General features: G+C 75.0%; 16 protein-coding genes. 7 read left to right on the top strand and 9 right to left on the bottom strand.

Going from position 1 to position 15,939, the window contains the following annotated elements; all coding sequences use genetic code 11:
* Positions 1–31: 31 nt before the first annotated feature.
* Genes zwf through C7Y72_RS12820 form a run of 3 tightly spaced genes read right to left on the bottom strand, consistent with a single transcriptional unit; the run spans position 32 to position 5,276 of the window.
* Positions 32–1,576 carry a glucose-6-phosphate dehydrogenase gene (zwf, locus tag C7Y72_RS12810; protein WP_107569101.1) on the bottom strand — a complete coding sequence of 515 codons (1,545 nt, stop codon included), beginning with the start codon at positions 1,574–1,576 and terminating at the stop codon, positions 32–34.
* The gene (gnd, locus tag C7Y72_RS12815; RefSeq protein WP_107569102.1) at positions 1,573–2,505 is read right to left on the bottom strand and encodes a phosphogluconate dehydrogenase (NAD(+)-dependent, decarboxylating); all 933 of its coding nucleotides are present in this window, start codon (positions 2,503–2,505) and stop codon (positions 1,573–1,575) included. The genes zwf and gnd overlap by 4 nt, the downstream gene beginning before the upstream one ends.
* A 2-nt stretch (positions 2,506–2,507) precedes the next feature.
* Positions 2,508–5,276 (bottom strand): bifunctional transaldolase/phosoglucose isomerase, encoded by a 2,769-nt coding sequence (locus C7Y72_RS12820; protein WP_107569103.1) that lies wholly within the window; start codon positions 5,274–5,276, stop codon positions 2,508–2,510.
* 69 nt (positions 5,277–5,345) lie between these two features.
* On the opposite strand from C7Y72_RS12820, the gene C7Y72_RS12825 reads away from it, so the two are divergent.
* The 4 genes from C7Y72_RS12825 to glpX all read left to right on the top strand — a co-directional run bounded on the left by C7Y72_RS12825 (position 5,346) and on the right by glpX (position 8,357).
* A complete protein-coding gene (locus C7Y72_RS12825) occupies positions 5,346–6,335 on the top strand; it encodes an NADPH:quinone oxidoreductase family protein (RefSeq protein ID WP_107569104.1) in 990 nt (329 codons plus the stop codon).
* Positions 6,336–6,406: 71 nt separating this feature from the next.
* A complete protein-coding gene (locus tag C7Y72_RS12830; protein ID WP_107569105.1) occupies positions 6,407–6,835 on the top strand; it encodes a hypothetical protein in 429 nt (142 codons plus the stop codon).
* Positions 6,836–6,875: 40 nt separating this feature from the next.
* Complete coding sequence (locus C7Y72_RS12835; RefSeq protein WP_107569106.1) at positions 6,876–7,334, top strand: hypothetical protein; 459 nt, start codon at positions 6,876–6,878, stop codon at positions 7,332–7,334.
* Positions 7,335–7,358: 24 nt separating this feature from the next.
* The gene (glpX, locus tag C7Y72_RS12840) at positions 7,359–8,357 is read left to right on the top strand and encodes a class II fructose-bisphosphatase (RefSeq protein ID WP_107569107.1); all 999 of its coding nucleotides are present in this window, start codon (positions 7,359–7,361) and stop codon (positions 8,355–8,357) included.
* Here glpX and C7Y72_RS12845 read toward each other — a convergent pair.
* Positions 8,335–8,898 carry a hypothetical protein gene (locus C7Y72_RS12845; protein ID WP_107569108.1) on the bottom strand — a complete coding sequence of 188 codons (564 nt, stop codon included), beginning with the start codon at positions 8,896–8,898 and terminating at the stop codon, positions 8,335–8,337. The genes glpX and C7Y72_RS12845 overlap by 23 nt on opposite strands.
* A gap of 39 nt (positions 8,899–8,937) precedes the next feature.
* Between C7Y72_RS12845 and C7Y72_RS12850 the strand changes: the two genes are divergently transcribed.
* On the top strand, positions 8,938–9,483 hold the full coding sequence (locus C7Y72_RS12850; protein WP_107569109.1) for a TetR/AcrR family transcriptional regulator: 546 nt from the start codon (positions 8,938–8,940) through the stop codon (positions 9,481–9,483).
* Here C7Y72_RS12850 and C7Y72_RS12855 read toward each other — a convergent pair.
* Positions 9,480–10,235, bottom strand: a complete 756-nt coding sequence (locus tag C7Y72_RS12855; protein WP_107569110.1) for a hypothetical protein — start codon at positions 10,233–10,235, stop codon at positions 9,480–9,482. The genes C7Y72_RS12850 and C7Y72_RS12855 overlap by 4 nt on opposite strands.
* A gap of 23 nt (positions 10,236–10,258) precedes the next feature.
* Positions 10,259–11,173 carry an NAD(P)H-binding protein gene (locus C7Y72_RS12860; protein ID WP_158276839.1) on the bottom strand — a complete coding sequence of 305 codons (915 nt, stop codon included), beginning with the start codon at positions 11,171–11,173 and terminating at the stop codon, positions 10,259–10,261.
* Between the two features lie 130 nt (positions 11,174–11,303).
* Between C7Y72_RS12860 and C7Y72_RS12865 the strand changes: the two genes are divergently transcribed.
* Entirely contained in the window at positions 11,304–12,194 is an 891-nt protein-coding gene (locus C7Y72_RS12865; RefSeq protein WP_107569114.1) for a DICT sensory domain-containing protein, read from the top strand.
* 5 nt (positions 12,195–12,199) lie between these two features.
* Here the strand turns inward: C7Y72_RS12865 and C7Y72_RS12870 are convergent, their stop codons facing one another.
* Positions 12,200–13,381, bottom strand: coding sequence for a molybdopterin molybdotransferase MoeA (locus tag C7Y72_RS12870; RefSeq protein ID WP_107569116.1), 1,182 nt, complete (start codon positions 13,379–13,381; stop codon positions 12,200–12,202).
* 50 nt (positions 13,382–13,431) lie between these two features.
* Between C7Y72_RS12870 and C7Y72_RS12875 the strand changes: the two genes are divergently transcribed.
* Positions 13,432–14,421 carry a diguanylate cyclase domain-containing protein gene (locus C7Y72_RS12875; protein ID WP_107569118.1) on the top strand — a complete coding sequence of 330 codons (990 nt, stop codon included), beginning with the start codon at positions 13,432–13,434 and terminating at the stop codon, positions 14,419–14,421.
* On the opposite strand, the gene C7Y72_RS12880 is transcribed toward C7Y72_RS12875, so the two are convergent.
* Together C7Y72_RS12880 and C7Y72_RS12885 are read right to left on the bottom strand one after the other, a co-directional pair.
* Positions 14,411–15,118 carry a septal ring lytic transglycosylase RlpA family protein gene (locus tag C7Y72_RS12880; RefSeq protein ID WP_107569120.1) on the bottom strand — a complete coding sequence of 236 codons (708 nt, stop codon included), beginning with the start codon at positions 15,116–15,118 and terminating at the stop codon, positions 14,411–14,413. The genes C7Y72_RS12875 and C7Y72_RS12880 overlap by 11 nt on opposite strands.
* Before the next feature lie 75 nt (positions 15,119–15,193).
* A complete protein-coding gene (locus C7Y72_RS12885) occupies positions 15,194–15,898 on the bottom strand; it encodes a hypothetical protein (protein ID WP_107569122.1) in 705 nt (234 codons plus the stop codon).
* Between the last annotated feature and the right edge of the window lie 41 nt (positions 15,899–15,939).

Consider the following 15,939-nt stretch of genomic DNA (forward strand, 5'->3'; position numbering starts at 1 on the left):
GAAGCGATCGCTCCGCGATCGCCGCGATCGCCTAGATCCGGCGCCAGGTGTCGACGTCGCGCAGCAGCGACGCCGCCTCGGCGGGGCCCTGCGAACCGGCCTCGTACTGCGGTAGCGGGCCGGGGGTCTCCTCCCACGTCGAGACGATCGGATCCATGATCCGCCACTGCGCCTCGGCCTCGTCGTTGCGGGTGAAGAGCGTCGCGTCGCCCCGCATCGCGTCCATGATCAGCCGCTCGTAGGCCTCGGGGGACTGCGACACGAACGCGGTCCCGTACTGGAAGTCCATCTGCACGGGCCGGATCCGCATCCGCGTCCCGGGGATCTTCGCGCCGAGCGACAGCGACACGCCCTCGTTGGGCTGCATGGTCAGCACGAGCTGGTTGGGCATGAGCGTGGTGGGGTGGGCGGGGTCCGATCCGCCGAACGCGACGTGCGGGACGGGCTTGAGCGTCACCGCGATCTCCGTCACCTTGCGCGCCAGCCGCTTGCCGGTCCGCAGGTAGAACGGCACGCCCGCCCAGCGCCAGTTCTGCACGTGCAGCCGCAAGGCCGCGTAGGTCTCGGTGTTGGAGTCCGCCGGGACGTCGGCCTCGTCGAGGTAGCCGGGCACGTCCTCGCCGCCGGCGCTGCCCTTCGCGTACTGCGCGCGGACCGCCATCTGGTCGACCTCGTCGGGCGCGGGCGGCCGGATCGCCTTGAGGACCTTGACCTTCTCGTTGCGGACCTCGTCGGCGCCGAGGTCGATCGGCGGCTCCATGCAGAGCAGGCAGAGCAGCTGCATCATGTGGTTCTGGACGAGGTCGCGCAGCGCACCCGCCTGGTCGTAGTACCCCGCCCGCGAGCCGATCCCGATGTCCTCCGACGCGGTGATCTGCACCGACTGGATGTGGTCGCGGTTCCAGACCGGCTCGAACATCCGGTTCGCGAACCGGAAGGCCAGCATGTTCTGGACCGTCTCCTTGCCGAGGTAGTGGTCGATCCGGAAGACCTGCTGCTCGGAGAACACCGACAGGACCTTCTGGTTCAGGTCGATCGCGCTGGCGAGCGTCGTGCCGAACGGCTTCTCGATGATGATCCGCACCTCGCCCTCGTCGGGCAGCTCGTGCAGGCCATGGGCGCCGAGCTGCTCGACGATCACGGGGAAGAAGTCGGGCGCGGTCGACAGGTAGAACGCGCGGTTCAGCGTCAGGGCGCCCGCGCCCTCGTCGAACTCGCCCAGGACCTTCGCGATGCCCTCGTAGACGGAGGCCGAGTCGAACGTGCCCGCGACCCAGCGGACGTCCGCGAGCAGCGCCTCGAGGACGGTCTCGTCCGGCTCGCGCCGCGAGTGCTCGCGGATCGCCTCCGCGGCCTCCTTGCGGAACTCCTCGTCGGTCATCTCGCTGCGCGAGGTCCCGACGAGGTGGAAGCGCTCGGGCAGCGCGCCCTCGTGCGCGAGGTTGTAGAGGGCGGGGAGGAGCTTGCGCTTGGCGAGGTCGCCGAGGCCGCCGAAGATGACGAGCGACGTGGGGTGGACCGGCAGGCGCTCCAGCCCCTCGACGAGCGGGTTCTCGTCCGGGCCGGGGGTGCTCACTTCTTCGCGGCCTTCACGGTCGCGTGGCCGCCGAACTGGGCGCGCAGGGCGCTCAGCATCCGGTGGGTGAAGTCGCCGTTGCCGCGCGAGTAGAAGCGGGCGTGCAGCGAGGCGGTGATGACCGGGGTGGGGACGTCCTTGTCCATCGCGTCCTCGAGCGTCCAGCGGCCCTCGCCGGAATCGGCGGTGAAGCCGTCGAGCGAGGCGAGGTCGTTGCCCTCCTGCTCGAAGGCGCGGGCGGCGAGCTCGCACAGCCAGGACCGCACGACGCTCCCCTGCATCCACAGGTGCGCGATCTTCGCGTTGTCGAGGTCGTACTCGCTCTTGTCGAAGAGGTCGAAGCCCTCGGCGTAGGCCTGCATGAGGCCGTACTCGATGCCGTTGTGGACCATCTTCACGTAGTGGCCGGCGCCGACGGGGCCCATGTGCTGCCAGCCGGGCCCGTGCTCCTCGTCGGGCTTCGGGGCGAGCACGTCGAGGATCGGGGAGAGCCGCTTCACCGCGGTCTTCGGGCCGCCGACCATCATGCAGTAGCCGACCTCCAGGCCCCAGACGCCGCCGGAGGTGCCGACGTCGACGTAGGAGATCCCGGACGGCTTGAGCGCGGCGGCGCGGGCCTTGTCGTCGGTCCACTTGGAGTTGCCGCCGTCGATGATCGTGTCGCCCTTCTCGAGCAGCTTCTCGAGCTTGTCGATCGTCTGCTGGGTCGGGTCGCCGGCGGGGACCATGATCCACACCAGGCGCGGCGCGGGGAGCTTCTTGACGAGGTCGGCGAGCGAGGACGCGCCGATCGCGCCGTGCTCGACCGCCTTCTTCACCGCGGCCTTGTCGAAGTCGAACGCGACCACCTCGTGGTCGGAGTCGCGCTTGATGCGGGCGACCATGTTGCCGCCCATGCGGCCGAGGCCGACGAACCCGATCGATGCCATGGCTAGAGGAGCTCCTTCAGTCGTGCGGTGACGGCCCGCAGGGCGGCGACGGGATCGTCGCCCTCCAGGGTGAGACGTTCGGCCGGCCGGCCGTGGGCGCGCAGCGTGCGCAGGTCACCCAGCGCCTGCGCGTGCTTGAGCGTCGTGAAGCCGAAGGTCTGCCCGGGGATCGCGACGTCCTCGCCGCGGTCGTGCACGAGCTGCAGGAACGACCCCACGGCCGGGCCGCCCTTGTGGAACTGGCCGGTGGAGTGCAGGAACCGGGGCCCGTAGCCGAAGGTCGTCGTGCGGGCCGTCGCGTCGCGGACCGTCGCGCGCAGCTCGGCGACGGCGTCGTCGAAGGCCGCGGACGGCTCGAGGTAGCCCATGATCGCGAGGTACCCGCCGTCCTGGTCGCGCAGGCCCGCGAGCAGCGCGCCGAGGGCGGCGTCGTCGGCGTCGGCCTCGGGGGCGCCGTCGAGCCCGTCGGCGAGCACGGCCTTCGTCGCCTCCTTCGCCTCGGCGACGTTGGGCTGGTCGAACGGGTTGATCCCGAGCGCCCAGCCGGCGACGGCGGTCGCGAACTCCCACAGCAGGAAGATGCGCCCGAGGTCCCCGGGCCCGTGGACGGGCATCGTCAGCACCGGGTGCCCGGCGGCGGCGAGCGCGGCGAGCCGCCCGTCGTGGGCGCCGTCACCGCCGTCGGCCCGCAGGTGCACGAGCACGCGGTCGGGCCCGTAGGCGTCGGTGGCGCCGAGCGGCTCGTCGGCGACCGGCAGGATGCCGCGCCCCTCCTTGCCGGTCGACTCGGCGATGAGCTGCTCGACCCACAGGCCGAACGCCTCCAGCGGCGGGTCGACGACGAACGTCAGCTTGTCGCGGCCGTGCCGGGCGAGCTCGCCGATCGCGCAGCCCAGCCAGCCGCCGCCGCCCGGCGCGGGCGGCGTGGCGCGGCAGTCGCGCGCCGCGGCGCTCGCGCCGTCCAGGAGCGCGGGCAGGTCGGCGCCCATCAGGGCGGCGGGCACGAGCCCGAAGTACGAGAGCGCGCTGTAGCGGCCGCCGATGTCGGGGTCGTTGAGGAACGTGCGGCGGAAGCCGCGCGCGGCCGCGAGGTCGACGAGCGAGGACCCCGGGTCGGTGATCGCGACGAAGTGCCGGCCGGCGGCCTCGGCGCCGACCGTGTCGTACATGACCGCGTGGAAGTGCTCGAACGCGCTGAGCGTCTCGATCGTGCCGCCGGACTTCGTCGACACGACGAACAGCGTGCGGCGCAGGTCGACCGCGTCCTGCACGCGGCGCACGGCGGTCGCGTCGGTGGAGTCGAGCATCAGCAGCGCGGGCCAGCCGGCCTGGTCGCCGAAGCTGCGGCGCACGACCTCGGGCGCCAGCGACGAGCCGCCCATGCCGAGCAGCACGACGTGCTCGATGCCGTCGTCGCGCACGCTCCGCGCGAAGCCGACGAGCTCGCCGATCTCGTCGGTGAGCCGGTCGGCGATGGTCAGCCAGCCGAGCCGGTCGGCGACCTCCGGCTGTCCGGCGGGGCCGAAGACGGTGTCGTCGATCGCCCAGATCCGCGCGATGACGTCCGCCTCGACGGCCTGGGCGACGCGCTCCTCGACGGCCTGCGCCAGCGCGTCCGGCAGCTGCCCGCCGACGGCGGGGACGGGGTCGGCGGCCGCGGCGGCCCGCGCCTCCTCGATCCCGGCGAGCAGCTGCTCCATCGGCGTGACGAACGCGGCGATGCCCTCGCGCAGGAGCGTGTCGGTGACGTCGTCGAGGTCGATCCCGGCCTCGGCGAGGGCGGCGAGGTCGGCGCTGGGGTCCAGCGCGGCGGTCGGCGTCCCGTCGACGGCGAACGCGGCCGGGTCCGAGCGCTCCGCGGCCGCCTCGAGCGTCGCGAGCGGCATCGTGTTGACGGTGTCGGGGCCGACGAGCCCGTCGACGTACAGGGTGTCGGGGTAGGCGGGGTCCTTGACGCCGGTCGACGCCCACAGCGGCCGCTGGACCGCGGCGCCCGCCGCCCGCAGCGGGGCGAAGCGGTCCCCGTCGAAGAGCGCGCGGAAGCGGTGGTAGGCGGCGCGGGCGTTGGCCAGGCCGGCCCGTCCGGCGAGGTCCTCGCGGCCGCGCTCGCGCAGGCGGCGGTCGACCTCGGTGTCGACGCGGGAGACGAAGAAGGAGGCGACCGAGTGCACGTCGAGCGGCAGGCCCTCGGCGTGGCGGCGCTCGAGGCCGCGCAGGTACGCGTCGGCGACGCGCTCGTAGGCGGCGACGCTGAAGAGCAGCGTGACGTTGACGTTGATGCCCTCGTAGATCGCCTGCTCGATCGCGGGCACGCACGCGTCGGTCCCCGGGATCTTGATCATCGCGTTGGGGCGGTCCAGCGCCTCCCAGTAGGCGCGGGCCTGCACGATCGTGCCGTCGGCGTCGTGGGCGAGCCCGGGGTCGACCTCGAGCGACACGAAGCCGTCGGCGCCGCCGCTGGCGGCGTGCACGGGGCCCAGGACGTCGCAGGCGTCCCGCACGTCCTGGAGGGCGATCGCCTCGTAGATCGCGTGCGCGTCGGCGCCGTCCCGGGCCAGCGACCGGATCTGCCCGTCGTAGTCGTCGGAGCCGAGGATCGCCTTCTCGAAGATCGCCGGGTTGGAGGTGACGCCGCGCAGCGAGTAGGCCTGCGCCATCCGCCCGAGCTCCCCGTCGGTGAGGAGGTCCCGCCGGATCTGGTCGAGCCACGCGCTCGTCCCGGCGGCGGTCAGGGCGGAGAGTCGTTCGTTGGCGGGCACCGTCTGGCTCATGGCGCAACCCTTTCATGCGCGGCAAGGCGGGTCTTCGGACCGGGGGGCGGTGGGGTAGCGTCCGCCTCCATGAAGGCCGTCCAGATCGTCGAGTTGACCGGACCCTCGACCGCGCTGCGCGTGGTCGACGTCCCCGAGCCGGAGCCCTCCCACTTCATGACGCCGGGCGCGGGCGTCGTGATCGACGTGCGCGCCGCCGGGGTGTCGTTCCCGGAGCTGCTGCAGACCCGCGGCCAGTACCAGATGAAGCCCGACCTGCCGTTCGTGCCGGGCAGCGAGGTCGGTGGCGTGGTGCGCAGCGCGCCCGAGGGCAGCGGCTTCGCGCCGGGTGACCGGGTCGCGGGGTTCTGCGTGCTCGGCGGCTGGGCGGAGGTGGCGGTCGCGCCGGTCGCGATGACGTTCGCACTGCCCGACGCGCTCGACTTCGCGCAGGGCGCGGCGCTCGTCCTGAACTACCACACGGCCTACTTCTCGCTCGTGACCCGCGGGCGGCTGGCGGCGGGCGAGACGGTGCTCGTCCACGGCGCCGCGGGCGGCGTCGGCACCGCGACGCTCCAGGTCGCCAAGGGCCTCGGAGCGCGGACGATCGCGGTCGTCTCCAGCGACGAGAAGGAGCGCGTCGCCCGCGAGGCGGGCGCCGACGAGGTCGTGCGCTCCGACGGGGCCTGGAAGGACGAGGCGCTCGCGCTCACCGAGGGCCGCGGGGTCGACGTCGTCATCGACCCGGTCGGCGGGGACCGCTTCACCGACAGCCTGCGGTCGCTGGCGCGGACCGGCCGGGCCGTGGTCGTCGGCTTCACCGCCGGCTCGATCCCGGAGGTGAAGGTCAACCGGCTGCTGCTGCGCAACACCGAGGTCGTCGGTGCGGGCTGGGGCGAGTACCTGTTCTCGGGCGGGATGGCCTACGCGGCCGAGGCGGGCGACGTGCTCGCGCGGCTGATGGACGAGGGGCACGTGCGCCCGCCGGTCGGCGCCCGCTTCGGCCTGGACGAGGCCGGCCGCGCGCTGGAGCTGCTCGAGGGGCGGGGCGCGCTGGGCAAGGTCGTCCTCGAGCTCTGAGTCCCGCGGCCGGACGTCCCTGCGGGTGGGACGTCCGGCGACCGGCGGGCGGGCAGGACTAGGGTGGGGGGATGGAGCTCCTCTCCGGGATCGCCGAGGCGGACGCCGCCCTCGGTCGCCGCTTCCCCCTGCCGACGGCGGCGCTGCCGCTGGCGCGCTGGGTCGAGGTGCGCCGCCTCCCGGGTGCGGGCGTCGAGATCGAGTGGAACCTCGACGACACCCGCGAGGGCAGCCCCGGCCGGCTGGCGCTCTACGCGGGCCACGAGCCGCCCCCGGGGCAGCTGCCCGACGACGAGGTCGACGCGACCCGGATCGAGCTCGCCGGCCGGCACGTCACCGTGCGCCGCGCGCCGCTGCCGGAGGCGATCGTGTCGCTGCGCCCGGTCTGGGAGCTGCGCTGGCGCACCACGAGCCTGCACCTGCGGCTGACGGCGCAGGGACCGTGGGAGCTGCCCGCGGTCCTGGCGATCGCCGCGTCCGTCGATCTCGAAACCGGCTGATCGACGCGGGACGGTCGGGCGCTCGGATAGGGTCGCCCGCATGGATCTCAAGCGGGTCAGCCGGGGCGAGTACATCGCGGTCGCGGGAGGGCTGCTGCTCCTGCTGGGCGTGTTCCTCAAGTGGTACGCGGGCGGCAACGAGAATGCGGAGCTCGCCGGGCGCACCGGCATGTTCGAGCTGTCGGCGTGGCAGACCTTCGGGATCCTCAAGTGGCTGTTCCTCGCCGCCGCGGTCGCCCCGCTGGTGCTCGCCTACATCATCGCCCGCGACCACGAGCTGTCGTGGCCGCGCGGCCAGGTGACCTCGATCGTCGGGATCGCGGCGATCGGCATCCTCGCCTACATCGGCCTGATCGACCGACCGGGGCAGCCCTCGGGGCAGATCGACCTGAAGTTCGGCTGGTTCGTGGCCTTCCTCGGGGCGGTCCTGATGCTCGCCGGGTCGGTGATGCGCCAGCAGGAGAGCGAGATGCGGCGCAAGCCGCCCGGCACGCTCTGAGCGTCACCCCATAGGCTCCGCGTCGTGACCACGACGACGAACCGTCCCGACAGAAACCTCGCCCTCGAGCTGGTCCGCGTGACCGAGGCCGGTGCGCTCGCCGCCGCGAAGCTCGCCGGCAAGGGCGACAAGATCGCCGCCGACCAGGCCGCCGTCGACGCCATGCGCGGCGTGCTCGACGGGGTCGCGATGAACGGCGTCGTCGTCATCGGCGAGGGCGAGAAGGACGAGGCCCCGATGCTGTTCAACGGCGAGTCCGTGGGCGACGGGACCGGTCCCGAGATGGAGATCGCGGTCGACCCGCTGGAGGGCACGACCCTGTGCGCGAAGGGCATGCCCAACGCGCTGTCGGTGATCGCGCTGTCGCCGAAGGGCACGATGTTCGACCCGGGCCCGTGCGTCTACATGGAGAAGCTCGCGGCGGGCGCGGACGTGGCCGACCTGCTCGACCTCGACCGGCCGATCGGCGAGACGCTGAAGCTCATGGCGCAGCGCCGCGCGTGCGCGGTGAACGACCTGACGGTGATCGTCCTGGACCGTCCGCGCCACGAGGACGGCATCAAGGAGATCCGCGACGCGGGTGCGCGCGTGCGCCTGATCTCCGACGGCGACGTCAGCGCGGTGCTCGTCGCGGTCAGCCCCGACCGCCCGATCGACCTCCTCTGGGGCGTCGGCGGCACGCCCGAGGGCGTCCTGGCGGCGGCCGCGGTGAAGTGCATCGGCGGCGGGCTCATCGGTCGCCTGTGGCCGCGCGACGAGGGCGAGAAGCAGGCGGCGATCGACGCCGGCTACGACCTCGACCGCCAGCTCAGCCAGGACGACCTGGTGACCGGGGACGACTGCTTCTTCAGCGCCACCGGCGTGACCGACGGCGACCTGCTGCAGGGCGTGCGCTCCCAGGGCGCGGGCTCGTGGACGACGGAGTCGCTGGTGATGCGCTCCCGCTCGGGCACGGTGCGGCGGATCATGGCCCAGCACAACCGGGCCAAGCTGCGCGAGCTCAACCCGGAGATGTACGGCTAGGCGGACGGTCGCGGTCGGCGCCGGGGAAGAGCACGTAGCTCAGCGCGATCACGCCCCAGACACCGACGACCGTCCCGACGCGCGGGAACCAGGACTCGAGCCCCTCGGTGCGGGCGGCGTCGCCGACGAGCGCGATCGCACCGGCGATCAGCGCGCAGGTGATCGCCCCCGCGAGGACGGCGTGCAGCCACAGCCGCCACTCGTACGCGGCCCGCGCGGGGCCGCCGCGCGGCGGCTTCGGCGGCTTCGGGCCGTCGGCCAGGCGGTGGGCGGCGTGCGCGTCGGCGCGCCGCACGAGCCGGTGCCCGAAGGCGATCGAGAAGCCGATGTAGGCGGCGGCGAGCCCGTGGGAGGCGTTCGCGGTGGCGCCGCCGCGCAGGTCGGCGACGGTGGCGGCCAGGAGGACGACGTCGACGAGCGGGGCGGCGACGAGCAGCGCGGTGGAGAGCCGGCGGCGGCGCAGCACGTAGCGGGCGAGGAGTCCGGCGGCGAGGACGACCCAGAAGCCGATCTCGCAGGCGATGATGACGGCGTAGAGCACTCCCCTGTTCTAGCACGACTGCGCTAAAAAGAAACCCGGATGCCGAAGATCGTCGACCACGACGCCCGCCGCCGCGAGATCGCGCAGGCGCTCTGGGCGCTCCTGCGCCGCGAGGGACCCGCCGCCGTGACGCTGCGGCGCGTCGCCGCCGAGGCGGGCTGGTCGCTGGGCGCCGTGCGCCACTACTTCGCCTCCCACGACGCGCTGCTCGTCCACGCGATGGAGCTCGTCATCACCCGCGTGGGGGAGCGGATCGCCGCGCTCGGGCCCGACCCCGAACCGCTCGCGATCCTCGAGGAGACGCTGCCGCTGGACGACGAGCGTCGAGCGGAGGCGCAGGTCTGGCTGGCCTTCACCGCGGTCGCGCTGAGCGACCCCGACCTGCGGGCGCTCCGCGACCGCACCCACGTCGCGCTGCGCGGGCTGTGCGTCCGCGTCGCGGGTGGCGACGCGGCCCGCGGAGAGCTGCTGCACGCCGCCGTCGACGGGCTCGCCCTGCACGCCCTGCTCGACCCGGCGGTGACCACGCCGGACCGCCAGCGAGCGCTGCTGCGCGCCGCCGTCGCCCGCGCGCAGGAGGCCTAGACGGCCGAGGTCGCCTTCTCGCGCTCGGGCACGGGGTCCGGCGTCTCCTCCGGCGTCGCGGGCACCGCGAACCGCCCGGCGACCGACTCCGAGAGCTTCCCCTTCGCGAGCGAACGCAGGAAGCCGTGCGTGACGATCACGTGGATCCGCGACTGCGTGTTGGCGTACAGGAACTTGCTGAGGCTGTGGGCGATCGCCGGGTAGAAGTTCGCGACCTCGACGTCGACGTGCATCATCGACTTCCCCGGCAGGACCGACGGCAGTCGCTGGACGTCGAGCTCGAGGTAGCCGTCGCCGCCGCGGCCGCCCGGCGCGACGAGGATGCCCTTCTCGATGCGCCACCGCACGATCCCGCGGTTGCTGTCCATCTCGTACTCGGGGGCGCAGAAGCTCAGCAGCCGCAGCGGCGAGCGCACGAGCACGACGTGCCGCTCGCGCTCGGTGTACTCGACGCGGATCAGGCCGAGCGACACGCGCGTGAGGAACGCCCAGTAGGTGCGGGCGAGCCGCTCGAGGTGCACCGGGTTCCACAGCCGCGCGAAGTCCTCGTCGCTGAGGGTGACGTCGGCGCCCTGGATCGAACGCACGGCGCCGGACGGCGCGATCTCGGTGCGGTCGTAGGGCCGGCCGATCACCGTGCTGCCGAACCGCTTCTCCCGGTTGAGGATGCGGCTGGCGCCGAGCACGAAGACGACGAAGGCCCCGACGAGGGAGCCGACGAGGGCGAGCAGGACCGCGTACGGGCGTCGCATCGCTCTCGAGGCTACAACGCCCCTCACGCCTCCTGCAGTGCCGCCCGGACCGCGGCGTCGAACCCGAGCGGCGCGTCGTTGAGCCCGGCGGGGGGCGGTCGCCGCACGACCGTCTCCGCGCTGAGGCCGTCGACGAGCGGCCGGACGAGCCCGGTCTCGATCGGCGTGAACAGGCTCACCCAGTAGGAGGAGAGCCGTGGGGTCATCACCGGGATCGGCACGATCGTCGGCGGACGCCGGTCCGCGACGTCGGCGAAGCGGCGCATCATCTCCCGGTAGCTGAGCACGTCGGCGCCGCCGAGCTCGACCTCGGCGGGCGGGTCCTCCCAGGTGGCGAGGCGCGCGAGCGTCGCGGTGACGTCGGCGATCGCGACGGGCTGCGAGCGCGTCTCGACCCAGCGCGGGGTGAGCATCACCGGCAGGCGGCGCGCGAGGTGGCTGAGGATCTCGAACGACGCGCTGCCCGCCCCGATGACCATCGCGGCGCGCACGTGCACGACGCCCGGCACGTGGCGGCGCAGGGCGACGGCGGTGTCGGCGCGGCTGCGGAGGTGCTCGGAGTCCTCGGTGTCCCCGCCCTCCAGCCCTCCGAGGTAGACGACCCGATCGACGCCCGCCTGCGCGGCGGCGCGGCCGAAGGTGTCGGCGGCGCGCTTGTCGCGGTCGGCGAACGAGCTCGTGGAGCCGCTGCCGCGGCCCATCGAGTGCACGAGGTAGTAGGCGGCGTCGACCCCGTCCAGCGCGGCGTCGAGGCCGGTCCCGGTGAGGACGTCGCCCTCGACGACCTCGACCTGCTCGGGGAACCGCGAGCGGCGCTGCGGTGACGCGTCGCGCACAAGGCAGCGGACGTGGTGGCCCGCCTCGAGGAGGACGGGCAGCAGCTGTCCGCCGACGTAGCCGGTGGCGCCGGTGAGGAGGATGGTCAGGGGAGGGGTCACAGGGGCGGTACGTGGCGGGGCGCCACGTCGATGACCCCGGTTCCCGGAGTGCGCGTATCGCAATCACGAGGTGGATCGGTACGCTGACCTTCCACGTCGCGTTGAAGCTTTCGTTGATGTCTGAGGAGCCATGACGCACGCCCGCACAGCCCAGGACGACGAGTCGCCCGTCGAGATCGGCCACGGTCTCGCCATCAAGGACGTGGCCGAGGCCACCGGACTCGCCGCGGGCACCATCCGGATGTGGGAGCAGCGCTACGACTTCCCGGTCCCGCGGCGCACCGCCTCCGGCTACCGCCGCTACAGCACCGCGGACGTCGAGACCCTGAAGACGGTCGTCGCGCTGCGCCAGCGCGGCCTGTCGGTGCCGGCCGCGATCGCGCGGGCCCGGGACACGGGGGGACCGTCCGACCGGCCGTCGATCTACGCGGCGGTCGCCGGCAGCGACCCGTCCGCCCGGCCGCAGACCCTGCGCAAGTCGACCCTGATCGCGCTCTCGCGGGCGATCGAGCACGAGGCGCTCGCCCGCGCGGCCGGCCCGATCCTCGTCGGCGCGTTCCAGCGCACCCCGTTCTACCGGGACGTCGAGCCGCGCTACTCGCGGATCGCCGGCCAGGCCGACGCCGCGTTCGTGTTCGCCGACTTCGACGAGGTCCGTCACGAGCAGGGCCGGCCGTCGGAGATCCCGATCGACCCCCAGGACGCCCTGGGCAACGAGTGGGCGGTCATCGTCGACTCGCCCGGCTACGCGGCGTGCCTGCTGGCCTGGGAGATCCCGGGCGACACGCAGCCCGGCGGGCCGCACGACCTCGGTCGCCGCTACGAGTCGCTGTGGACCGTCGACCCGGAGGTCACGCGGCGCGCGACGCACGTCGCCGCCCGGCTGGCGGGCCGCGCCGACCCGGCGTACGGGGCGCGGCTGGAGGAGCTCCTGCACGACCGGCCGATGGCGGTCGAGCAGCCCGCGCCGGCGCTCACGTCGCTGACCAACCGCGTGGTCGCGTACCTCGAGGAGGCCTGAGCGCCCTAGAGGCGCTCGACGGCCACCTCCGCGCCCGCGGGCAGCTCCCCCTCGCCCATCGGCACGAGCGCGAGCGCGTCCGCGGCGAGCATCGACGTCATCACGTGCGATCCCTGCGGCCCGGTCGGGGTCGCGCGGTCGCCGTCGAGCGTCACGCGCACCATCTCGTCGCGGACCGCGTGCCGGGGCACCGCCCGGGTCAGGACCGCGGTGTCGCGCGGCGCCAGGGCCGGAGCCCCCTGGAGAACCAGCAGCGCCGGCCGTGCGAACAGCAGGAACGTGACCATCGCCGAGACCGGGTTGCCCGGCAGCCCGAGCACCAGCTGCTCCCCGCGCACGCCGAACCACGTGGGCTTGCCGGGACGGAGCGCCACGCGCCAGAACCGCTCCTCGACGCCGGCGGCGGCGAGCGCGTCCTTGACGTGGTCGTGCGCGCCGACCGACACGCCCCCGGTCGAGATCAGCACGTCGGCGTCGGCGAGCGCCTCGCGGATCGCGGCGCGCGTCGCCTCCGCGGTGTCCGGGGTGCGGGTGCGGGAGACGACCTCGCCGCCCGCCAGGGCGACGTACCCGGCCAGGGCGACGGCGTTGGAGTCGTGGATGCCGCCGGGCGGGAGCGGCTCGCCGATCGGGACGAGCTCGTCCCCGGTCGCGAGCAGCGCGACGCGCGGCCGCCGCGCGCACGTGACGTGCGCGACGCCCGCGGTGGCCGCGACGCCGAGCGCGGCCGGACCGAGCGTCGTGCCGGCCGGCACCGCGACGGTCCCGGCGCGCAGGTCCTCGCCGACGCCGCGGACGTTGCGGTCGGGGGTCGCCTCGTCGTGGACGGTCACGGTGCCGTCCGGGTGCTCCTCGGTGCGCTCGACCATGACGACGGCGTCGGCGCCGTCGGGGACCGCCGCACCGGTGGAGATCCGCACGGCGTCCCCGGGCCCGAGGGCGACCGCGGCGGGCGAGCCGGCGCGCGACTCGCCGACGATGCGCAGCCGGCGGTCGGCGGGCCCGGCGGCGACCGCGAAGCCGTCCATGGCGCTGTTGCGGAACGGCGGGACGTCCCCGCCGGCGCGCACGTCCCGGGCGAGCACGCGTCCGAGCGCCTGCGCGAGCGGCACCTCCTCGGTGCCCAGCGGGGTGACGGCGGCGAGCACCGCGGCGCGCGCCGCGTCGACGGGCAGGAGCGAGGTCATCTGCGCAATCTAGTGGCGCTCCGACCGCCCAGGCCGGTAGAACCCCGGCGATGCGCGACGCGGACGCGAGCACCCGACGGCGTCCCCGCCCGGTCCCGGAAGCGCCCGTCGCACCGTACGCGCGCGGGACCGGCCTCGCGAAGGCGTGGCTGCTGGCGCTGGTGCAGGCGCTGCCGCTGCAGGACGCGGGCCGCGTCCCCGCCGCGACGCTCGGGGACGAGGCGCCCGCGCTGTGCCGGGCGATCTGCGCGGCGGTCACGGGCGACGAGGGCCTGCGCCGCCTCGACCTCGCCGGCGCCGACGCGGGGCTCGCCGCGCGCGTCCCCGCGATGACGGGCGCGCGGACGCCCGCCGCGCTGCACGAGGCGGTCGACGTGCTGCGGGAGGTGGTCCTGGGCGCGCTGCTCGGCGAGCTGCGCTCGCCGTCGGGCGCGGAGGTCGCGGCGCTCGCCGAGCGCGTGGCGCACGTCACCGCGGTCGTGACCGCCGGTGCGCTGGAGGCGCTCGAGGCGCCGGTCGCGCCGACGCAGGAGGCCGAGGACCCGGTCGCCGCCGCGCCGCCGGAGGGGGTCGTCTCGCTCCAGGACGTGCGGGGCGCGCGCTCCTCGTGGCGCGCGGCGGTCGAGCGGCGGCTCGAGCACCACGTCCGGGATCGCCGCCCGTTCACGCTGCTGCTGCTGGAGCTCGACGACCTGCACGTGCTGCTGGCGGCCCACGAGGCGGACGAGCTCGTCGGCGTCATCCACGAGCTGGAGCGCACGGTGCAGGCGCGCCTGTCACCGGGCGACCAGCTGGTCCGGGAGGAGCCGGGCCGCTACTGGGTGCTGCTGGGCGAGCCGGACGAGGCCGCGGCCCGCGAGATCGCGCGCGAGCTCGCCGCGGCGATCCGCGTCGGCGCCGTCCTGCAGGGTGCGGGGCTGACGGTGTCGGTCGGGGTGGCGGCGTGCCCGCGCGACGGCACGGCGGTCGACGCGCTGGCCGAGCGGGCCGACGAGGGCGTGTTCCTGGCCCGCGCCGCGGGCCTGCCCGTCACGGGCTGACGGGCGGCTCGTCGCGGACGCGGACCGCGCCGATGGTGTCGCTGGTGGTGAAGCCGAGCTCGCGCGCGGTGGCCGCGGTGAGGTCCCATGAGTGGCCGGCCCGGAACGGCCCGCGGTCGACGACCGGCACGGTGGCGGTCCGGCCGGCGTACAGGAGGTCGACGAGCGTCCCGCAGGGCAGCGTCCGGTGCGCGACCCCGGCCAGGCGTGGGGTGAGCGTCTGCCCGCACGCGGTCTGCCGGCCGTAGAGGCCGGGCCCGAAGAACGTCGCGCGTGCCGGCCGGTAGACGGTGATGCGCCGCGGGGCGGTGGCGGGGGAGGGCGCGCCGTCGGCGGCGATCGGCAGGGCGCGGACGTCGAGGCGGCCGATGCGGTCGGTTCGCCAGCCGGTGCGGAACGCCGCGGAGGCGTCGGCGACCGTGCGGGTGAGCTCGATCCAGCCGCCCTCGGGCAGGCGGCGCTGCAGCACGACGGTGCGGCCGGCGAACCGCTCCTCGAGCGTGCCCTTGAACGTGAGGCGCCCGCCGAGCAGCTCGCTGCGGCGGGAGAGCAGGACGCCCGCGGTGACCCCCTCGAGTGCCGGCGGGGCGGGCTCGTAGGAGACGCCGCCGGCGGGCTCCTGGGCGCGGGCGGGGGACGGCGTCGCGGCGACGGCCGCGAGGGCGAGGCAGGACGACAGGGTGCGACGGCGTGGCATGGGTCCCCGCGGACGCGCCCGCGGGGGCGGGTCCGACCGGGCCAGCCTATCGACGCCGCGGACGGCGCCGGTGGCTCAGGGGCGCGGGAGGCGGGACAGCACGCCCTTGGCGACCTGCCGCCCGATCCCGACGCCGAGCGTGGCGACCTCGCCGGCGGCCTGGATCGCCTGCGCGACGAGCTCGACGCCGCTCGGCGGCTCGGCGCGCTCGGGGGCGGGCGGCGGCGCGTCCTTCGGCGCGGGTGCGGGCTCCGGGCGGGCCATGACCGGCTCGACGCGCTTCGGGGTCGCGGTGGCGCGACCGGGCGCCGCGGTGGCGCGGCGGGCGGCCGGGGCGGGCTTGGGCTTCGCGGCCGTGCTCGGGCTGGCCTTCGCGGTGGTGGCGGGCGTGGGCTTCGCGGCGCCGACGGGCTTGGCCTTGGCGGCGCCTGCGGCCGGCTTGGTCTTCGCGGCCGGCTTGGCCTTCGCGGTGGGGGCGGGCTTGGCCTTCGCGGTGGCGGCCGGCCTGGCCTTGGCGGTCGGGGCGGTCTTGGCCTTCGCAGCAGCGGCCGGCTTGGCCTTCCCGGCGGCCGCCGGCTTGGCCTTCGCGGCGCCGGCGGCGGGCTTGGTCGTCGCCGCGCGCGCCGGGCGGCGGGCGGCGGGCGCGGCGGCCGGCTCCGCGGCGTCCTGCGCCGGACCGGACCCCGGGCGCTTGGTGCTGCGCCGCTGCGGACGCGTCCGGGAGAGCCCGGACAGGACGCCCGGCTGATCGTCGGGACTCGGGGTCTTCGGCGGGGTCACGCGGTGCATGTTCCCATGCGAAGCGGGTATCCGCACGGCTC

Origin of the sequence: Paraconexibacter algicola (assembly GCF_003044185.1) — a bacterium.
Lineage (GTDB): Bacteria > Actinomycetota > Thermoleophilia > Solirubrobacterales > Solirubrobacteraceae > Paraconexibacter > Paraconexibacter algicola.